Origin of the sequence: Paenibacillus turpanensis (assembly GCF_011421635.1) — a bacterium.
Classification (GTDB): domain Bacteria; phylum Bacillota; class Bacilli; order Paenibacillales; family YIM-B00363; genus Paenibacillus_AK; species Paenibacillus_AK turpanensis.
In genome coordinates this window covers 12,720-31,452 of the sequence record NZ_WTLI01000022.1, presented here as the reverse complement: position 1 = coordinate 31,452, position 18,733 = coordinate 12,720, and the positions used below count along the sequence as shown (strand labels likewise).

12 protein-coding genes are annotated in these 18,733 nt (G+C 52.1%); 1 reads left to right on the top strand and 11 read right to left on the bottom strand.

What is annotated here, in order from left to right; all coding sequences use genetic code 11:
• Nucleotides 1-66: 66 nt before the first annotated feature.
• From GQS10_RS18550 to nikA, 6 genes are all read right to left on the bottom strand, one after another.
• The gene (locus GQS10_RS18550; RefSeq protein ID WP_166245010.1) at nt 67-2,136 is read right to left on the bottom strand and encodes a bifunctional aldolase/short-chain dehydrogenase; all 2,070 of its coding nucleotides are present in this window, start codon (nt 2,134-2,136) and stop codon (nt 67-69) included.
• A 211-nt stretch (nt 2,137-2,347) separates the two neighbouring features.
• On the bottom strand, nt 2,348-3,130 hold the full coding sequence (locus tag GQS10_RS18545; protein WP_166245008.1) for an ABC transporter ATP-binding protein: 783 nt from the start codon (nt 3,128-3,130) through the stop codon (nt 2,348-2,350).
• Nucleotides 3,072-4,199: an oligopeptide/dipeptide ABC transporter ATP-binding protein gene (locus GQS10_RS18540; protein WP_166245006.1), complete on the bottom strand. Its 1,128-nt coding sequence runs from the start codon at nt 4,197-4,199 to the stop codon at nt 3,072-3,074. Before GQS10_RS18540 ends, GQS10_RS18545 begins: the two co-directional genes overlap by 59 nt.
• A 106-nt stretch (nt 4,200-4,305) precedes the next feature.
• A complete protein-coding gene (gene nikC / locus GQS10_RS18535) occupies nt 4,306-5,118 on the bottom strand; it encodes a nickel transporter permease (RefSeq protein WP_424991807.1) in 813 nt (270 codons plus the stop codon).
• Nucleotides 5,119-5,183: 65 nt separating this feature from the next.
• Entirely contained in the window at nt 5,184-6,128 is a 945-nt protein-coding gene (nikB, locus tag GQS10_RS18530; RefSeq protein WP_166245004.1) for a nickel ABC transporter permease, read from the bottom strand.
• Between the two features lies 1 nt (nt 6,129).
• Nucleotides 6,130-7,689 (bottom strand): nickel ABC transporter substrate-binding protein, encoded by a 1,560-nt coding sequence (nikA, locus tag GQS10_RS18525; RefSeq protein WP_166245002.1) that lies wholly within the window; start codon nt 7,687-7,689, stop codon nt 6,130-6,132.
• Nucleotides 7,690-8,103: 414 nt separating this feature from the next.
• Between nikA and GQS10_RS18520 the strand changes: the two genes are divergently transcribed.
• Complete coding sequence (locus GQS10_RS18520) at nt 8,104-8,838, top strand: response regulator (RefSeq protein ID WP_166245001.1); 735 nt, start codon at nt 8,104-8,106, stop codon at nt 8,836-8,838.
• On the opposite strand, the gene GQS10_RS18515 is transcribed toward GQS10_RS18520, so the two are convergent.
• The 5 genes from GQS10_RS18515 to GQS10_RS18495 all read right to left on the bottom strand — a co-directional run bounded on the left by GQS10_RS18515 (nt 8,792) and on the right by GQS10_RS18495 (nt 18,624).
• Nucleotides 8,792-14,050 carry a protein kinase domain-containing protein gene (locus GQS10_RS18515; RefSeq protein ID WP_166244999.1) on the bottom strand — a complete coding sequence of 1,753 codons (5,259 nt, stop codon included), beginning with the start codon at nt 14,048-14,050 and terminating at the stop codon, nt 8,792-8,794. The two genes, GQS10_RS18520 and GQS10_RS18515, sit on opposite strands and share 47 nt — an antisense overlap.
• Nucleotides 14,051-14,519: 469 nt before the next feature.
• Nucleotides 14,520-15,752: a hypothetical protein gene (locus tag GQS10_RS18510; protein WP_166244997.1), complete on the bottom strand. Its 1,233-nt coding sequence runs from the start codon at nt 15,750-15,752 to the stop codon at nt 14,520-14,522.
• A gap of 25 nt (nt 15,753-15,777) precedes the next feature.
• Nucleotides 15,778-16,344, bottom strand: a complete 567-nt coding sequence (locus GQS10_RS18505; RefSeq protein ID WP_166244995.1) for a hypothetical protein — start codon at nt 16,342-16,344, stop codon at nt 15,778-15,780.
• A gap of 100 nt (nt 16,345-16,444) precedes the next feature.
• Nucleotides 16,445-16,786 carry a hypothetical protein gene (locus GQS10_RS18500; RefSeq protein WP_166244993.1) on the bottom strand — a complete coding sequence of 114 codons (342 nt, stop codon included), beginning with the start codon at nt 16,784-16,786 and terminating at the stop codon, nt 16,445-16,447.
• Between the two features lie 194 nt (nt 16,787-16,980).
• A complete protein-coding gene (locus tag GQS10_RS18495; RefSeq protein ID WP_166244991.1) occupies nt 16,981-18,624 on the bottom strand; it encodes a hydroxysqualene dehydroxylase in 1,644 nt (547 codons plus the stop codon).
• Nucleotides 18,625-18,733: the final 109 nt, after the last annotated feature.

Sequence of the window (18,733 nt, the reverse complement as noted above, 5' to 3'; positions counted from 1 at the left end):
AACCTATCATCGCAGCCGCGCAGCTTCCGCGGAATGGCGAACACAGCCTATATGTCCCGGCTCCTCTTAGCGTGTAAATGCTGCCGGGACGCCGCCATCGATCGTCAGCATGCAGCCTGTCGTCTTCTCCGCTTTCGAGGAAGCAAAGAAGGCAATTCCTTCCGCGATATCCTTCGGATAAATGTTCACGAGCAGCGTCGTGCGCTTGCGGTAGTACTCCTCCAATTGATCCGGCTCAATGCCGTATGCCGCCGCACGCTCATTACGCCAGCTGGAGTTCCAAATGGCCGAACCCTGCAAAATCGCATCCGGCAATACCGTGTTCACACGAATGCCGAACTCTCCGCCCTCTGCCGCGATGCAGCGTGCCAGATGCGCCTCCAGCGCCTTCGCCGCACTGTAAGCACTCGCGTTTTTACCGGCGTATACGGAGTTCTTCGAGCCGATGAATACCATGTTGCCGCCGATGCCCTGTGTTTTCATCATCTTAAAAGCTTCGCGGGCAACGAGGAAATATCCTGTGCCGAGCACGTTCATATTCAAATTCCATTCTTTCAGGGACGTTTCATCGAACGGGCTGGAGGTTGCAAGGCCTGCATTGTTAACCAGGATATCGATGCCGCCATAGACAAGAGCTGTTTCTGCGTACGCAGCAGCAACCTCATCTTCCTTTGTCACGTCCATTTTTACCGCTATTGCACGATTTTCGCCATACTTTTCGTTGATTTCCGCCGCAACCTTTTGCGCGCCTTCAAGATTCAAATCCGCCAGTACGACATGCGCACCCTCGGAAACGAGACGGCGTGCCGTTTCGCTGCCGATTCCGCCAGCACCGCCGGTAATGAACGCAATTTTGCGCGAAAACTCGGCTTCCTGCGGAGCCAGCGTCAGCTTATACAGCTCGAGCGGCCAATACTCGACGTTATACGATTCATTTTCGCTTAGAGAAACGAACTGCCCCAGCGTTGTCGAGCCTCTCATTACGGCAATCGCACGATGATACAATGCCCCGCTGACCTTGGACATCGCCCAGCTTTTGCCGGTGTTGATCATGCCTACGCCCGGAATGAGGATGACGCGCGGCGCCGCTTCGAACATGACGTCGCCTTCATTTTTGTTCCGCTCGAAGTAAGCCTTGTACTGCTCTTTATAGCTTGCGATGCCTTCCTTCAGCTTCGCTTTCAAGCCATCCACATCTTCTGCGTTCGGCTCCCAATCAATGTACAGGGGAACAACCTTCGTATGCACGAGATGATCCGGGCAAGCTGCGCCGATTTGCGAAAGCTGTGCCGCTTCACGTCCGCCGACAAACTGCAGCACATCCGCTTCGTCATCGAAGGTAAGCATCATTTTTTTCGCATCGCTGACCGCACCGCGAACCGCCGGCATCACTTCAGCGGCAATACTGCGGCGTACTTCCGCCGGCAGCGCTGCATATTTCACTCCGCCGAACAAAGACTCTTCGTTTACACGCGCTTCAATATAAGCTTCGGCTTCATTAATAATCGCAATCGTCTTGGCATAGCAATCCGCCGAGGTTTCTCCCCACGTGACAAGACCGTGCTTCTCCATCAGCACCAGCTCTGCCTTCGGGTTCGCCAGCACGCCCTCTGCAATCATCTTGGACAGGGTAAAGCCCGGACGCACGTAAGGCACCCAAACAAAACGGTCCCCGAAAATTTCTTTGGCAATTTCTTTCCCGTTATGTGCACAGCATAAGCTGATAATCGCATCCGGATGTGTATGATCGACATGCTTAAACGGCAAAAATGCGTGGAGCAGCGTTTCAATCGAAGCTCGCGGGTGCTTCGCGTCGATCATGCAGTGGCCCAGGTAAGCCACCATTTCTTCGTCGCTCATCGATTCGCGCTCGAACAGCGGGCGAATGTCTTCCATTCGCAGGCCCGTGAAATTGCCCGCCTTCATCGTGGCCAGGTCGGAGCCGCTGCCCTTCACGTACATCACTTCCACCTCACGGCCGCGGAAGTCGGTTACCGTCGTTTTGCTTGACGTGTTGCCACCGCCCCAGTTGCACACTCTGCGGTCAGAACCGATCAGATTCGAGCGGTAAACCAGCTCCTCCAACCCGTTTTGCAGCTGTGATGCCTTCGATTGATCCCATAAGCTTTGAACCATTGTTTCGCCCTCCGTTTGCATTTCTTTGTTTTTGTTTTTGTTTGATTTCACTATAACATGTTTGTTTATCTTTGAATACGGTTTTTTCAAACAAAAACAAAGCATATTTCCCACAATCAAAGGGAAACAAAAAAAGGACTTCGCTATCTATGCGAATATCCTCTATCGAATTGCTTATATGAACACATCATCAAAACATTCCAACCCCGTCTTAGCCTGCTGCCGCATCGACCAGCATTTTCGTGTAGGGATGACGCTCTTCTTCAAAAAGCGCATCCGCAGGAAAATGATCGACCAGCTCCCCGTCCTTTAGGACAATCATCCGGTCGCTCAGGAAACGGACCGCCGCCAGATCATGCGAGATAAAAAGGTAGGCGATGCCATACGATTCCTTCAATTCCTTCAGCAAATTTAAAATTTGCGCCTGCACGGAAACGTCCAGGCTCGAGGTCGGCTCATCGCAAACGAGAAGCCGCGGATGCAGGCTGATGCCGCGGGCGATGGCAACACGCTGCTTTTGCCCTCCGCTCAGCTGATGCGGATACCGTTCCAGCAGCTCCTCGCTTAAGCCGACCATTCGCAGCAAAACGGCGGCTGTCTCCTTCTTGGTAAGCGCAGCTCCCGCAAGAAAGGAGGGCTTCACCTCCGGGTAATTTTCCAGAGGCTCGATAACGGTTTTCCAAATCGGCAGCTTCGGGTTAAGCGATGCAGACGGATCTTGAAATACGACCTGAATATGTTTCCTCGCTTCCCGCATCGCCCTGCCGCGAAGCTGATCATAACGGACTCCGCCCAGCCATATTTCGCCCGCATCCGGCTTTTCCAAGCCGAGAATGAGTTTGCCAAGCGTGCTCTTGCCGCTTCCGCTCTCGCCCACAACGCCAAGGCACTCCCCTTCGGCAACTTCTAGGGAGAGACCGGTAAGCGCCTTCGCCTCAGCTGTATACGACTTCTCGAGCTGCTTCACCTGCAGAAGCGGCTGTTCTTTCCGCATTCGGCTTCGCCTCCTTCACCGGCCATTCATGACATGCGACGGCATGCGCGCCTTCATTTCGTAATTCGGGTGTATGTTCACAGTGCTGCGTACGGCAGGAGCAGTACGGAACAAATGAACACCCATTCTGCAAGCTCAAGCTGCCGCCCGGTAACGCACGAACATCCGCTTCAAGCACGGAAAGCCTCTCAGGAATTGTCCCCCTTAACGAAGGCCTTGCCTGCAGCAGCCGCTGCGTGTATGGATGTCCTGCTGCACTTGGAAGCGCGGACGTCGGCCCCATTTCCACGATTCTGCCCTTGTACATTACCGCGACACGATCGGTCCGTTTCAATACATGGGCCAGATCATGCGAAATAAAAAGCACGGCGCAGCCGGTTTCCCTTTGCAACTCAGAGAGCAGATCGAGCACCTGCTCGCCCGATAATACATCAAGAGCGGTTGTCGGTTCGTCCGCGATAATCAGGCTCGGTTTTACCATTAACGCGGCCGCAAGAGCCACCCGCTGCAGCTGCCCGCCGCTCAACTGAAAACAACAACTGGAAAACACACGCTCCGCCGGTAAACGGACCCGTTCCAGCCATGTGAAGACGACCGCCTTCGCCTCCGTCGGCCCGATCCCCAAACTAAAGCGAAGCGCCTCTACTAACTGCTTTCCGATCGAACGAAACGGGCTAAAGCTGCCCTGGTAGTTTTGAAATAAATACGATATCTTCTTGCCGCGCAGCGCTCGCAGCTTTCGTTCCGGCATGCTTGAAATCTCTTCGCCGTTCAGCTTGATCGTTCCGCCCGTTACCTTTAGCGAAGAGGGCAGCAGCCCTAGGATGGCCAGCGTTGTCAATGTTTTCCCGCTGCCGCTTTCCCCGACAAGGCCGGTCATTGTACCCGATTTCACCGATAAGCTAATTCCATGCACGATCGGCTCCAGCTTTTCTCCCTTGCGGTTTACCGAAGAAATTTCCAGCTGCTGAATGTCTAAAACAGGTGTTTCCGTTTCCGTTTCCGTCTCCGTTTCCGTTGACTTAGGCGCCATCTCGATCGATTGGTACTGGGATACACTTGAATACACGATACGACTTCCCTTCCCTGATCCGGCTCGACCGGAACCATTTTTCATTAGCAGCATAGTCTCGTACAATCACTGCAGCCCAGCCATCTTCGGCACTTTTGGTATCTTATCTGCTGCCGTTTTTCACATCCAGCCTCTCTCTTAACCCGTCGCTCACCATATTACAGGACATAACTACAATTAAAATCGCCGTTCCGGGCAGCAGCATCAGCTGCGGAGCCGATTGAAAATAGGTTCTCCCTTCATTCAGCATCGCTCCCCATTCCGGTGTGGGAGGCTGTGCGCCAAGACCTAAATACGACAACGCCGATATCGCTAAAATGACCTTTCCAATATCCAAGGATGCAAGTACGAGCACAGGCGAAATGATCTGGGGCAGCAAATGTCTGTACAGTATTTTCCACGTGCTGCAGCCCCCTACCTTTGCCGCAAGAACGTACTCCTTCTCTCGTTCGGAAAGCACAATGCTTCTTGTAATTCTTGCGTAGCTGATCCACTTCACGGCAACGACCGCGATCATCAGATTAAACAAATTCGGACCAAGAAACCCCGTAATCGAGATAGCTAAAATAAATTCAGGGAGAGCCATGATCCCATCCAGAAAGCGCATGACCAACGCATCAAGCCTGCCTCTCGCATACCCTGTCCATAAGCCGAGTGGAATGCCGATCGCAGCCACTGTGATGACAACAAGCACCGTAATGCCGAGCGTCACCTTCGCCCCCTCGGCCAATCTTGTAAACATGCACCGTCCTAAGTGATCCGTCCCAAGGGGATACTGCAAGCTCGGAGGCTGCAAGCGTTCCGCCATGTTCACGGTCAGCGGATCGTTCCCCGTGATATAAGGCCCCGCTAAACAAAATCCTGCGATCAGCAAAATCATCCCTAAACCAAGCATCAGCATCGGCTGATCCAGCATCCCCTTTACCCGCACAAATCCACGCAAAGGAAGGGCGGAGGCAGCATTGTCAAGACGAATCATTTTCACAAAACCTCTTCCTTTCCAAGCCGGATTCGCGGATCAATCCACCGATAGATCAGGTCCACGCAGAAGTTAATGACAACAACGACAAACCCGGAAAATAAGACAAAGCCTTGGATAACCGGATAATCCCGTCCAAAAATTGCACTTACGACCATGCTCCCGAGTCCCGGCCAGCCGAACATCGTTTCGATCACGACAGCCCCTCCGAGAAGCGTTCCAATATTTAATCCGAATAAAGTCACCACTGGCTGCAGTGCGGCACGAAGCGCGTACCTGAGCCAAATGGTTCGTTCCGGAACCCCTCTTGCTCTTGCCGCCAAAATATAATCCTGCGACAAGCTTTCCAGCAGCCCTGTCCGCAAAATTCGCGCATAGACAACGGCAAATGAAAACCCGAGCGCAATCGAGGGTAAAATCATATGCTCCAACGTGCCAATGCCTGTCGAGGGAAGCAGCTGCAGCTTGTAGGCAAACCAATACATCAAAATAAGTCCAAGCCAAAAATTCGGAATCGAAGCCCCGACGATCGCCAGCAGCCTGCTGATATGGTCAGGCCACCTCCCCGTATAACGAGCCGCAGCCATCCCTAGCGGAAACGTGATCAAAAGCATGACGAGCAAAGCCCCCGCAGTCAGCTGTAAAGTTACCGTCAACCGGCTCATGATCAGGTCCCAAACTGGTTTCCCCGTTAAATGGGAATTCCCTAAATCAAGCTGAAGCACCTTCCACAGCCAAGCTCCATATTGAACGACAACTGCTTCGTTAAGGCCAAGCTCCTCTCGAAGCTCAGCCATATCAGCTTCCGTCACCAGAAATTCATCCGGCTTTAAAATCGATCGTACCGGGTCGCCTGGTGCCAGCTTCATGAGCGTAAACGTAACAACCGATAAAAAAAGCAGCACCCAGAGCAGCTGGATCAGCCTCTGCCCCGCCAGTTTCCCCATTCTATTTCACATCCATTGTAGGCGTCAGGATGTAGAACTCCTCACGTCCAGGCGTCCAATCCGTAACCCGCTTATTTACACCGATAATTAAATTCGGAAACACTGCGTAGCTGTGCACCGCTTCTTTATCCACAATCGAAACGGCTTCCTGAATGAGCTTATTTCGCTGCGTTACATCACTTTGTTTATTTAAGCTCTCAATAACCTGTGTAAGCTCCGGAATGTTAATTTTCCCCGGATTCAATGAGCCGCTTGGCATAAAGGCACTGTTCAAGAAAAAGCCGCCGTCCCCGCGAGGGGCTGTCAGGTTGCTGTACGTCGCCACATCCCAGTCTTTGTTTTCCTTCAAGTAATTGTCGGAATCCTCGACGTTGCGAATATTCACTTTAATGCCGGCCTTGGCCGCATCCGACTGAAGCAGCTGCGCCATAAGAGGGAGCTCCGGCCTTGCATTGTACGTCACCAGCTCCAGCGTAAGCTGCGTTCCATCCTTGACCAGCTTATGATCCGCTGTCAGTGTATACCCCGCTTCCTTAAGCAGACTGACCGCCTTTTCCTGATCCAGCTTCGGAACAGGAGCGCTGCTCGCAAATGGGAGCTTGTCGTTAAACGGACCGTTCGCCGCCGTTGCATTGCCCAGCATAATATCCTTCGCTACGCTTTCACGGTTCAGCAGAAGACTGATCGCTTGACGCACCTTCACATCCTGCATCTGTGGTTTTTGCTGATTGTAGAGTAGAAAATGAACACGCAAACTCGGAATCGACTCCACCGTTAATTCCTTTTCTTTGCGAACCACCTCGATGCTCTCGGCTGGAAGGCTCCATGCGATGTCCGCCTCCTTGGACTGCAGGGCCAGCGCACGCACATTGCCGTCCTCATTAAACTTAACAACCGCTTCCTTCAGCTTCGCCTTTCCGTTCCAATACGCATCGTAACGTTCCAGCTTCGCCTCAATGTTCGGCGTGAACTGCTTAACTACAAACGGCCCCGTTCCTACAGGCGCCATATTAAATGCCTCTGTGCCCATCTTTTTTTCCGCTTCTACACTGACGACCGACGCGTACGGATTAACCAGCTCGGACGGCAGCGCCGGATTCGGTTCAGAGGTAACCACTGTGAATAACTGTCCATTCGCATCCATAGATTTGATCTTAAGGCCTGCAAGTCGTTTGCTTACCTTCAGACCCCTCTCGAAGGACGCCTTCACCGCGGCTGCGTCCAGCTTCGTTCCGTCATGAAAGGTGATGTGATCCCGAATCGTAAATTCCCAGGTAAGCTCATCCTTGGCCACCCATGTTTCGGCAAGCCAGCCCTTCAGCTGCAATTGATCGTCGAGCTTCACGAGTGTCTCCGTCACCCCGGCGCGGAGGGGCGTGAAATCATTATGCGGATCAAGCGTACCCGATTTAAAATGCAGCATGAGGGTGATTTTCTTGGAATCAACTGCAGCAGCCGGAACCGAGGTATTGTCCGAGCCCTCCTTCACCGCACAACCCGCTGTGAAAACTAATGCTGCCGCCAGCAGCAGCGACATTTTCTTATGTACCAACGTTTTCATATGTATTACTCCACTCCCCATGGTTTATAAACGTAATTTTTACGATTAAACAGAAACAGAAAGATACCTTTGCTGCGTTGATCAAGAGCATACACACACTAAAGCTTATGCGCTCTATACTGATCGTAGACATTACGATTTGACTCTTTTTTTAAAGCCAAGCCGAAGCTTGACCCCCTATCCATTCAATGAAGTTGTTTCCTATAATCATTTGCATATAATCGTAATTATTACGTTTACGAATATAAACGAGCGTATCGTTTTTGTCAATCCTTTTCTTCACAGCCATCAAGCACATCTGTTTTCTCATATTTTACAAAAGTATACCTACATTCAGCTTAAGGTGTGTTACAATTTCGATAGTATTTGACATTCACGACATATGTTTAGTTTTTTCGATCGAGGTGAACGGATGTGAATAACGGACGGATTCTCATTGTAGACGACGAGGAGGAGATTATTGATGTCATCCGGCTCTATCTCGAAAAAGAGCAGTTCGAGGTAGTGACTGCTTGCAACGGAATTGAAGCGGTAGAGGCTGTGCGCCGGCATAAGCCGGATCTGATTATTTTGGACGTGCTGCTGCCTGAGAAGGACGGCTTGGAGGTTTGCCGCCAGCTTCGGGAGCTGACGCATAATCCGATACTATTTTTAAGCTGCAAGGGTGAGGACTGGGATAAAATTATTGCCCTGAACGTTGGCGGCGACGACTATATGACGAAGCCGTTCAGTCCCGGAGAGCTGGTTGCCAGGGTGAAGGCGCATTTGCGCCGCAATCTCCGGACCACCTCGGAAATACAGCCGGAACCGGCTTCCGCGATGGTCTTTGGCCCGCTTGAAATCGATATCGTCTCGCACGAGGTGCGGTTGGACGGAGCCCCCGTTGCGCTTTCAGCAACCGAATTCAGCCTACTCAGCAAAATGGCCTTAACTCCGGGGCGAGTGTATCCGGTGGAGCAGCTGTTCGACCTCATTTGGGGGTCCGACAGCTATGGCGATACGCGCACCGTCATGGTGCACATCAGCAATTTACGCAAAAAGATAGAAAAAGACCCGTCCCGCCCGGACTTTGTTCAAACGGTCCGGGGGGTCGGGTATAAATTCAGCGCAGCGAGCGTTTCGGCTCGCTCCAAACCAAAGGAAGCGTAAAGTAAAAGGTACTTCCTTTTTCCAACTCGCTTTCAACCCATATTTGCCCATCGTGAAGCTCAATGATTTCTTTGGCAATGGCAAGGCCCAAGCCGCTTCCCCCATCGGACGAGCTGCGTGCTTTGCTTCCCCGGTAAAACCGGTCAAATACGAAGGGGACATCATGCTCGGCAATGCCGGCCCCCGTATCCGATATTTTGATCAGGAGCTGCTTGCAATCCGCTTCCTTGGATATATGCACATGCAGCTCCCCGCCGGCCGGGGTATAACGCAGTGCATTGAAAACAAGATTGCTTACCACCTGGCCGATCCGGTCGTTGTCCGCGATCACAAAAGGCTCGGATCCCTCCGCATCCCGCGATTCCGGCAGCAAATTGCCTATTGTCAGTGAATAGCGAATTCCCGCTTTTTCCGCATCCATCTCATGCTTTGAAAACAGCTGGCGCATTAACTCCAGTGCAGGATACGCTTCTTTATTCATCGTAAGCTGCCCTGTTTCCATCCGGCTCAGCTGCTTCAAATCCTTCATCAGCCTTTGAATGCCGAGCACACGGCTGTGCACGACCTTCAGAACCTTTGCCTGCGCCTCTTCTCCCGTAATTACTCCATCCAAGATCGCCTCCACGTAGCCTTGAATCGACGTTAAAGGCGTGCCAAGATCATGCGAAATATTCGAAAGCAGATTACGCCGTGATTCCTCCATGCGGATAATTTCATCTGTCCGCTCTTTCACACGTTCCTCCAAATGGAGAACCCAGCGCGCATGCTCGAGTGAGATCACCGCTTGTCCGGCGATAATATCGATAATCGCCCGTTTCTGGGCGTTAAACACATGCGTCGTCATTTCATTTTCCAAGTAAATAATGGCGGCCAATTGGCCGTGCAGTAAAATCGGCGTGCACAGCACGGAATGCGGACGATAACGCTGAATATACGGATCGCTGATGAATATCCCTTCGGATGCAGCGTCATTCAGCACCATCGTTTCCAACGTACGCGCCGTATAGTGCACAACGGACAGCGGAAGCCTTGCGAAGCTTCCAATCTCCTGCCCCTGCAGCACCCGGACCGCTTCCGGTTCCGCTTTCGCTTCCCCGTCCGCCGCGCCATCCATCCGCTGCCCCGGATCGGATTCCGCTTCCACAAACAAGCCTTCCTTTTTCTTCACCACAATGACCCCGCGGCTGGCACCGGTCGTCTGCAGCAAAATATTAAGGAGCCGTGTCAAAAGACGCTCCATAACAATTTCCCCGGCAACCGTTTGCGTCGCCTTCAGCACCGCCGCAAAATCGATCGATTGCGCAGAGGTGTTGGTGCTCTTCGTCATCGTAGCTGAAATGCCCGGGGCCTGCGGTGAAGGCTGGGAGATTAACGGGCCATAAGCGCCTTCCATATGGGCCGTCTTCGCGGAAGCCCCCCACTGCTCATAAGCTTGATATGCCGCTGTCATATAGAAAGAACACGCCTGCTTTCGGCCTTGCTCCCGGTAAAATAATGCCGCCCGCTCCGCTGTGATCGCGTAATGCTGAGTAAAGCCGTGATCGAGCGCCGCTTCCATCGCCTGCTCGTACGCCAGCTCGGCCTGCCTGCTTCTGCCGGCCAAGCGGTGACGCTCGGCTTGAACCAGCCCGTACAGATGGGCGTAATTTTCCGGGCATTCCCGGGCCCACTTACGCAGCCTTGCCGCATAGGTGCGAATCTCCTTTTGCAGCCTGTGCCGTTCTTTTCCTTCCGCTCTGCTATAACACGCGCATGCCGCTAAAGCGGAAAAATAGGCATGTTCAACGGCGTGGAACAATCCGAACGACACGGAAACAACCGATTCCGAAAGCCTTGCCATACGCAGCGCCTCTTCGTATTCGCCGAACAAATAATTTAGCATCGCTTTCTTCATGTAGAACACTTGAACGATGACTTGATTATGGCTACCCTTCAACCGCTCGAGCCTGAGCTCCTCTTCTTCGGGACTGTCGCCGATCACCAGCGGCAGCACCGCGCTTCCGTCCAGACTCGCAAAAATATACCGGAACATCTCCAGCATCCACAAGGTCTCCGGATTTCGCGTTTTCTGCACAAATAAAATTTGCCGCTCCAGCTCCTGGCGCACATCCTGCAGCGGGCGTCCGAGGAAATCATGTACAAGTACGATATACGTCACGGCATAGCCGGCATACACCAGATCTCCCGATTCAATTCCGTAATGGAACGACTTCCACAAATAATCAAGCGAAGCCTGCAAAGGCTGCTTCCATGGACTAAGAAACACGCCGAAGGTAAAGTTGACCTTGCATTTCATCCCGCGATGGAAATAAGTTTCACTGAGCTCAAGGCCAATCTGACCTGCATCCATGCTTTTACTGTAACGTCCCATGCCAAAGCCAAGCAGCAGCCCATACGCGATAAAGCCGTTCGAGGTTTCTACCGAATGACCGTGCTTCAGCGATAAGCTTACGATTTCTAGCATCATAAAAATATATAAGTTCGGATTGGTAAAATACGCGGAGGTCGCCGTTTCATTCATCAGCTTCATGAGAGCGCCGAGACTGTCATCCGCTTTACTGTGCCGGTGAACGACACGGTCCTCCGTTTTCCCCGTCATTCGCAGTCGAACTTTAGCCAGTGCTTGCAATAGCTCCAGCTGGGTAGGCGAAGGGCTGATCCGTATTCCGTAGGCTGCCAAGCCTTCGATTCCCGTTTCCACCGCCTTCGCATGCTGACCCATTTGCGTATAGAGATTGACGCAAACCTGATAGGCCGCCGCCCGGTGCTGCCATGTCTGAGAATGCTCCTTGAGTAAGGAAAAAACCTGCTCCGCATCGCCAAACCGTCCGTTTAAAAACGCGGTCTCCATCAGACCAAGGTTCATGCCGAACGCGAGCTCGTATTCATGTTTCCAGCTGTTCTTTGAAAGCCACTTCAATCCGCTTTCAAAATAGGTTCCGGCGGAAGCGAAGGCCGCGCAGCTCATCGCCTGTTTACCGGCGGTTACGTGCAGCGCGGCGACAGCGCTTCGTTCTGCCGCATCCGTCACAGCATCATAGCAAAAATTGTAATGATTGACGGCGGCAAACAGCGTTTCTTCCGAGGCCTGCGGATTGATTTCCGACTGCGTATACATGCGGGCCAGCTGCAAATGTCCTTCCCGAATCTCCTCTGACGACCATAAGGAATAGCAATACTCTCGGATCTTATCGTGCAGAAAGCGGTATTTTTCCGGCTCGCCCGTTTCATGGATAGGGGCTACAAACGGGGAAAGCTCCGCATCGCGCAGGCGGCGGGAAATTTCCTCCTCCTCCAATTGCGTCAATCTTCCGAGCAAATCGACATAAAACTCCCCGCCGATAAAGGAAGCGTGCTTCAGCAGCTTTAGCGCAGCCGGATGAAGACGTACCATTTGCTCGGCAATAAAGCCGGCCGCCTGGTCGCTTACCTGCAATGCAGCGATCGCCCGTTCATCCCATGCCCAAATTCCCGCTTCATAATCAAAATAAATCAGCTTCCGTTCATGCAGCTCACTCAGCAGCCGCTTGACAAAAAATGGATTTCCGCCGGTTTTATGCACAACGCTGCGAAGCAAAGCTTCGTTCCGCTCCTTACTGCAGCCCAATGTATCGCAGAGCAGCTCATGAATGGCTTTTCCGGAAAGCGGCTGAAGCTCCAGCTGCAGAGGATGACCGGCCGACGCAGCCTCATCGATTAACCACGAGAGGAAGTGCGACTCCCGCACCTCCTCGCTGCGGTACATTGCAATGAACAAAACGGAGGACATCTGCAGCTCTATCGTCAAAAAATGAAGCAGCTGGATCGAGCTCGCGTCGGCCCACTGCAGATCATCCAAAACGACCGTAACAAATGAAGTTTCAGTCAAGCATTCAAGGAAATGGTACACCGCATAATGGAACCGGTTTACAGCCTCTGCGGAGGGCATCGCCTCCAGCTCCGGCTGCTTGCCGATGATCCATTCCAGCTCCGGCATTACCTGTGCCAATACACGGCCATTTTCCTTCAGCTTGGCTGTAAAGCGCTGACGGTACAAATCCAGCTCATCCTCCGGTCCGGCGAGAAGCTGGCGGAGAACGCGGCGGAATGCACGGATAAATCCATAATACGGAATATGCTTTTGCAGCTCGTTGAATTTCCCGGTTAACCGTAGCTCGCCGGGCTTAAGCACCGTCGTTTGAATTTCCTGGACATAGCTTGTCTTACCGGAGCCCGGGCTGCCCGATACCAGAATCAGCCCGCCGCCTCCATACGGAAGCCGTTCGTAGAAGGATGCTGCGGCATGCAGCTCCTCTTCCCTTCCGTACAGCTTTTGCGGGATGAGAAAAATATCTTTTAAATCCTTCGTTCCGATTTCGAAGGGTGCAACATGACCGTACTGCTGAACCTGCTCTAAACATTGCTGTAAATCGTATTGAAGCCCGTAAGCGCTCTGATATCGATCCTCCGGATTTTTGGCCAAGCATTTCATAATAATTTCCGAGATCGGGATGGGGATCCGAACGTCCTGCATCGAAGGGGAGATCGGCTGCTTGGCAATGTGGCTGTGCATCAGCTCTGCAGGCTCCTGAGCGCGGAAGGGCAGTCTTCCGGTGAACATTTCGTACAGGGTAACGCCCAGGGAATAAAAATCCGTCCGATAATCAATCCGGCGATGCACCCGGCCCGTCTGCTCAGGCGAAATGTACGCCATCGTACCCTCCAGCTCCCCGCTTCGTACTGAAGGCAGCTCCCACTCCTCTCCCGATCCAAAAGGAGTGGAAATTCCGAAATCGGTCAGCTTCACCTGAAGCGTCTCCGGGTGAATAATGAAGTTGTTAGTCTTTATATCTTTATGAATCAACTTGTTCCGGTGCAAATAACCGACGATTATACTTAATTGGACCGATATATTTAAAATCGTATCTAAGCCGGTTGGCCGCGTTTTAAGCAGCTGCTGCAGTGCAATCCCGCCGTAATCCTCGAGGACAAGCGCAAATCCCCTTGGGTGCTCAACAAGCTCCAGCGGGACAACAATCTTCTCCCGGTCCAGACCGGAAGCAAGCTCGAATTCCTTCCGCAGCTTAATGACCTCATCCCGTATCGGACGATCCGATTTCAAGAGCTTTACAATTACTTTCTCTCCTGTCTCTTCTCGAATCCCCCGATAAATCGCTGTTCTTGTGCCCTCATGGATTCGCTCGTTCAGCTTAAAGCCCGCAACCGCATTCATCTGCTAACGCTCCCGACTGTTGTAAAGTATGACATGTATGAAATGTATAAAATGCTATCTATTGTACAAGGATCAAATACAGTACCTAATCTTCATTATACTGGACTTCGTTAGGACTGGGAATGAAAAAGAGAGGCCGGTCGGCCTCGCCTCTTTCCTAACCTGTATTCAAACTTATCAGCAAGTATCCACTTGCCGAAATTAATACTGCTGGACAAGGCTGTGCTCATCTGCGGTATGGAGGTTGATGGAGTCCGCATCTGTGCCCGACTTAGGGGAAGCAGCGGAAGCCGCTTAAAAGGGAGGAAGTCGGGCAGGATCAGATACGAACGGCGTGTGCATGATTGCGAAGTGAGCCTTGAACACATGAATTTGACAACCCGCGGTGTTCAGGTTGATGCAGCTCGAAGCTGCAATCAGCGAGGCTCCGGCTGCTTCCACTTCACATCAAGAAGCGACCATTCTATTCTTACTCTTTCGTATCGATGAAAGAGGTGGTCGTATTGTCGGGAACAATTTTCACCAGCTGGACGTGGCCGGAGCGTTTCGCAAATTTCCGGTAAATCCAACGCTCCGTCGTTAGCTGCAGCGGGTCTACCGGAATGTTTGTAACCGTAGGAAACGCCCGCGCGTTAATTTGTGCCGGGGAAGACCACGGTCCAGGCGGAGATGGGCCCCTGCCGTTTACAAAGGCAACGGCATAGCTAACGGCATTGCCTTCGACCCAATTCGGCCCATGGGGCTCGAACGCTTGCCGGCTGCCGGCGTCGATGGCAGGCGCAAGCTTGGGCCGCGTCGGCGGCAAACGCTCGTCCCACTGTTTCACAGCGGACAGCCATGCTTTCAACGTTTTCACCGCCACGCCATACGTTTCATCCAGTTCAACTGCAATTCCTTTGGCATAGTCGGCGCGTCTTTTGGCCGCCTGCTCATAAGCCGGCTCGGGGATGAACGTCTCCTTCCCCTGTACACCGTGATCCGTAAATCCCCATACACCCGAGGGCTTTTGCTGAACCGGTCCGATTTGGGAGAGACGACTCGATTCGAATTTGTTCACAAGCTGTGCGACTTCACTGGCCCAGCCGCTAAACTGTGTCTTCACATCGCCGTTCACCGCGATCACATACTTTGCATAATCGGCCACCCATAGAGAGGTGTAAAAATTAAATCCCTCAAAATCATTTTGCGCCTTATGATTCGCGGCCAGCTGCGCATCAAGCTGCACGGTCATTTTCAATCCGAGCAAATACATCGATACCCCTAAAACAAGAACGCCAAATGCGCCTTCTCTACGAATAAACGGCTCCTTTTTCATATTCTCAATTGCCGTATATACCGTACCTGTTCCGGGAGAGGTCATGCGCCGAAGCTCGGGAAGCAAGCTTTCCGTTATGTAGCTGCTGTTCTCGACATTAAAATCCCGAAGGACGATTTGCTGCTGCACCCACTTTGCCAGCTCTTGAATGTCGTTCACCCAGCTGCTAAGCTCTCCCTGCGTGATGCAGCTTTCGGTTTGATGAATCGCCATTTGCAACATATGCAATCCCGAGCTTCCACCGCCGATCAACAAATCGGGTAGTGTTTGCGGTCTTGATTCAGCCAGGCCCCATGGAGGCGGCATAACCCAGACTAAGCTTTCGCTCACTGCAAGCGCGGTTTGCAAAACCGTCTGATTCGGCAAGCTGATCACCGTTTCCGACAAAGCCCCTCACCTCCTTCGCTTCACCCTATTCGATCAGAATCAATATTTCGGTCAGCGCGTAACGAAGCACGTCCGCAGCTACATGTCTTGGCATCGTCTTGTCCCCGTACTTCTCTAGAGACACACAGCGGTACATCGCTTCCGTTCGCATACCGCCATCCTTGTAAAGCTGTATAAAACGAGCTACCATATCCGCCTTATGCTTCGCCTTATCCCAAATCCACACCTCTTCCGGAACCAATTCAATCGTGAAATTCATGAACCGGATTTGATCATGGATGGTAAGATCCGTCTTATTATTTTGGTCCGATACGTAATTTGCTAGGTCGTTCCAAAACAGCTCATCCGGCTTCGAATGCCATTCCCTAGCGAGCTCGCTGATCTTTTTCTTCCGCTGCTGCTCCTCTAGAGAAAGAAATTCATCCTTCTTGGCAAACGTGCTGCAGATACTGGCATACAGCTTCTCACTCCATCCGAGTGCAGCCGTTATCATCCCGGTTCCAGCGAATAAGCGGGGGAGCTTATTGAAGTTATTTTTCTGCTTCCTTTCCTGTACAGGGTCTTTCCGACTCTCCGTCATCACTCGTGTCAATATGATCTCGTCCTTTCCAATTCGCCGTTCATCTCGGAAAGAATTGCCCCGATGATCCGGCTGCAATCAAAAAGCAAGCGGCTATTCATGCGGCAGTCCCTTAGACGTTGACGTTCGTCGTGATGTAAACCTCGATGACCTGCACAGGTCCCTCTCCCTTTTGCGGAGGAAGCAGCTCGATTCTTTCGATAAAAATCGGATCAGCCGCACGAATGGGTTTAATCCGAAACACACGGAGCTGCGACTCACCGTTCATCTCCTTGCCGCCGCTATCCTTCGAAGTGTAATACTCGCTTTCCACCTCGATTCCAGGACTTGGCTGAATGGACCAGCTGTAGCCTGTAGCAGCAGCGGAGTCTTTCACTGCAACTAAGGTTTCCTCGCCGACAAAAAGACTTACCGCAATTTTTGTAATCACCGGACGCGATCTAGTGTAATTCATGCTACCAGCTCCCTTGCCTTCACTGATCTTATTGACTTTATAGTACAGCCCCTACTTCAAGACCTAATCAAGGAAACCTAAAGATCTGTTAAAGAGAGCTAAAGATCGTTTAAAGACGGACGGTCGCATGCAAATGAAAAAAAGCCCTCCGGGACTGAAATGCACCCGAAGGACCTTGAATGTAAAGCTCGTTTTTATAAAATTTTTCCGTCCCACGGCTGGCCCCGATGAAACCGGTGCCGGTCATGTGCATGCCAAGGAGCAAGCCAATCGATGCCGAGAACGTCGTATTGATACATCTCCCAAATTTTGCACGGCTTTGCTTTGGAGTTAGCCGCATGCAAAATGGCGTTAACCGCGCGGCGAGCCGCCTCGTTCGCCCCTTCCATCGTGGCAAGATCCGTATTCGTCCGCACATAATCCGATGCCAGGAATAAATTCGGGATGGATGTATATGCATTCGGGCGCAGCTGCCACGTACCGACCTCGTTAATGAGCAGCGGCTCCAAATTAACGGTTTCATGCGGGTTGTCAAAATGAATGTCCGTATCGAGGAAGTACGAATGCAGTACGTCATCCCGCAATAGTTCTTGCCCTACGTTCAGGCCGCGCTTGAGCTGCTCCCAAACCTCCTGGCGAATTTCTTCCGGAGTACAGTGCATAGCCGGCTTGCCGAACAGTACGCCCTCGGTTTCCCAATCCGAGATGTCAACCGACAGAACGCCCTTGACCGTACCGTCCCCGTACTTGCTCCAGTCAAATGCCGGCCAGAACTGGCGCTGGGAGATCGACGTAAGCGCCCAAGGCGAATCAAAATACATGACATGGCCCGGAGTAACCGGCACATCTTCCTTTAAATAAAACTGAATGCCGTTCATCCAGTCGACCGACTTCGCCAGCAGGCGAATATTCGCCATATCGTGATGGGCCTCCGCCATATCGTCAGGAATAAATCCAGCCATAACCTCAACAGGAAAAGCGCAAATATAATAATCGCCGGTAACCGTAACCGGTTCGCCGCCCTTTATGGAAACCTCCGCGCCGGTGATACGATCATCGCTATAATGAATACGCTCCGCCTTCGCCTCGGTATAATACTTCACACCGTTAGCCCGCAGGAAGCTGACCCACGGGTTGATCCAGCGGTCATTTGTCGGACCGTTCAAAATTCGTACAAAGGACGTACCCGGAGTAAGAATATCCATCGTCATCTGCGCGGCCACCGTACCGACCGTCTTCGTGTTGGCCCGGGTTGACTTACAGGCGACGAGTGTCTTCGTAATATTTCCGAACACATTGCGGAATGCAGGGGAATATTTGTCGGCGTCAATAAACTCCCACCAAGGAATGTCCTGGTATTCGTTTTCGATCCGTTCATCGGAGCTGGTCATGACCTGCCAAAGCTTCGCTACGTAGTGATCAAGGTCCTCACCGCTAAGCCCTAATCCGTTATCGAACAGCACACGCATTTCAGCCTTAAGATCCTCAATCGTAAAGTTCATTTTTGCCACAAGCTCAACAAGCGGGTGGGTAGTCGTTGCGATGTCCAGACGCGGAACCTCTACCAAATGGTTAAAAACCGTCCCCTTTTCGTCCGGGATCCGCTTCATTGTGTCGATCACATGACGATAAAACTTCGGAAACAGCCGGAAACCATGCTCGCCGGGCAAATCCGCACGCCCATCCTTTCCCGAACCGGTAAACGGCATGCTTCTTGCCTTGCCGCCGGGAATCATTTTAAATTCGTAAACCTCGACCTCAAACCCCCGCTCCATTAGCTCATGCGCCGCTGTAAGACCCGCGACACCGCCGCCCAGAACGACTACCTTTTGTCCCATTCCCGCATCTCCCTTTCTTCCATCAGCCGATTGATTTCACAGCTCTTCCCGTTTCCCGCTACCTACGAATGCATCATACATCTGAAACAGCCGCATCTCTATGGGTCCT

Excerpts from the sequence above, each read along its gene's own strand:
- nikA (WP_166245002.1), bottom strand. The coding sequence starts at position 7,689 with ATGAAAACGTTGGTACATAAGAAAATGTCGCTGCTGCTGGCGGCAGCA.
- GQS10_RS18495 (WP_166244991.1), bottom strand. The coding sequence starts at position 18,624 with ATGGGACAAAAGGTAGTCGTTCTGGGCGGCGGTGTCGCGGGTCTTACA.
- GQS10_RS18545 (WP_166245008.1), bottom strand. The coding sequence starts at position 3,130 with ATGCGGAAAGAACAGCCGCTTCTGCAGGTGAAGCAGCTCGAGAAGTCG.
- GQS10_RS18515 (WP_166244999.1), bottom strand. The coding sequence starts at position 14,050 with ATGAATGCGGTTGCGGGCTTTAAGCTGAACGAGCGAATCCATGAGGGC.
- GQS10_RS18500 (WP_166244993.1), bottom strand. The coding sequence starts at position 16,786 with ATGAATTACACTAGATCGCGTCCGGTGATTACAAAAATTGCGGTAAGT.
- nikB (WP_166245004.1), bottom strand. The coding sequence starts at position 6,128 with ATGGGGAAACTGGCGGGGCAGAGGCTGATCCAGCTGCTCTGGGTGCTG.
- nikC (WP_424991807.1), bottom strand. The coding sequence starts at position 5,118 with ATGCTGGATCAGCCGATGCTGATGCTTGGTTTAGGGATGATTTTGCTG.
- GQS10_RS18550 (WP_166245010.1), bottom strand. The coding sequence starts at position 2,136 with ATGGTTCAAAGCTTATGGGATCAATCGAAGGCATCACAGCTGCAAAAC.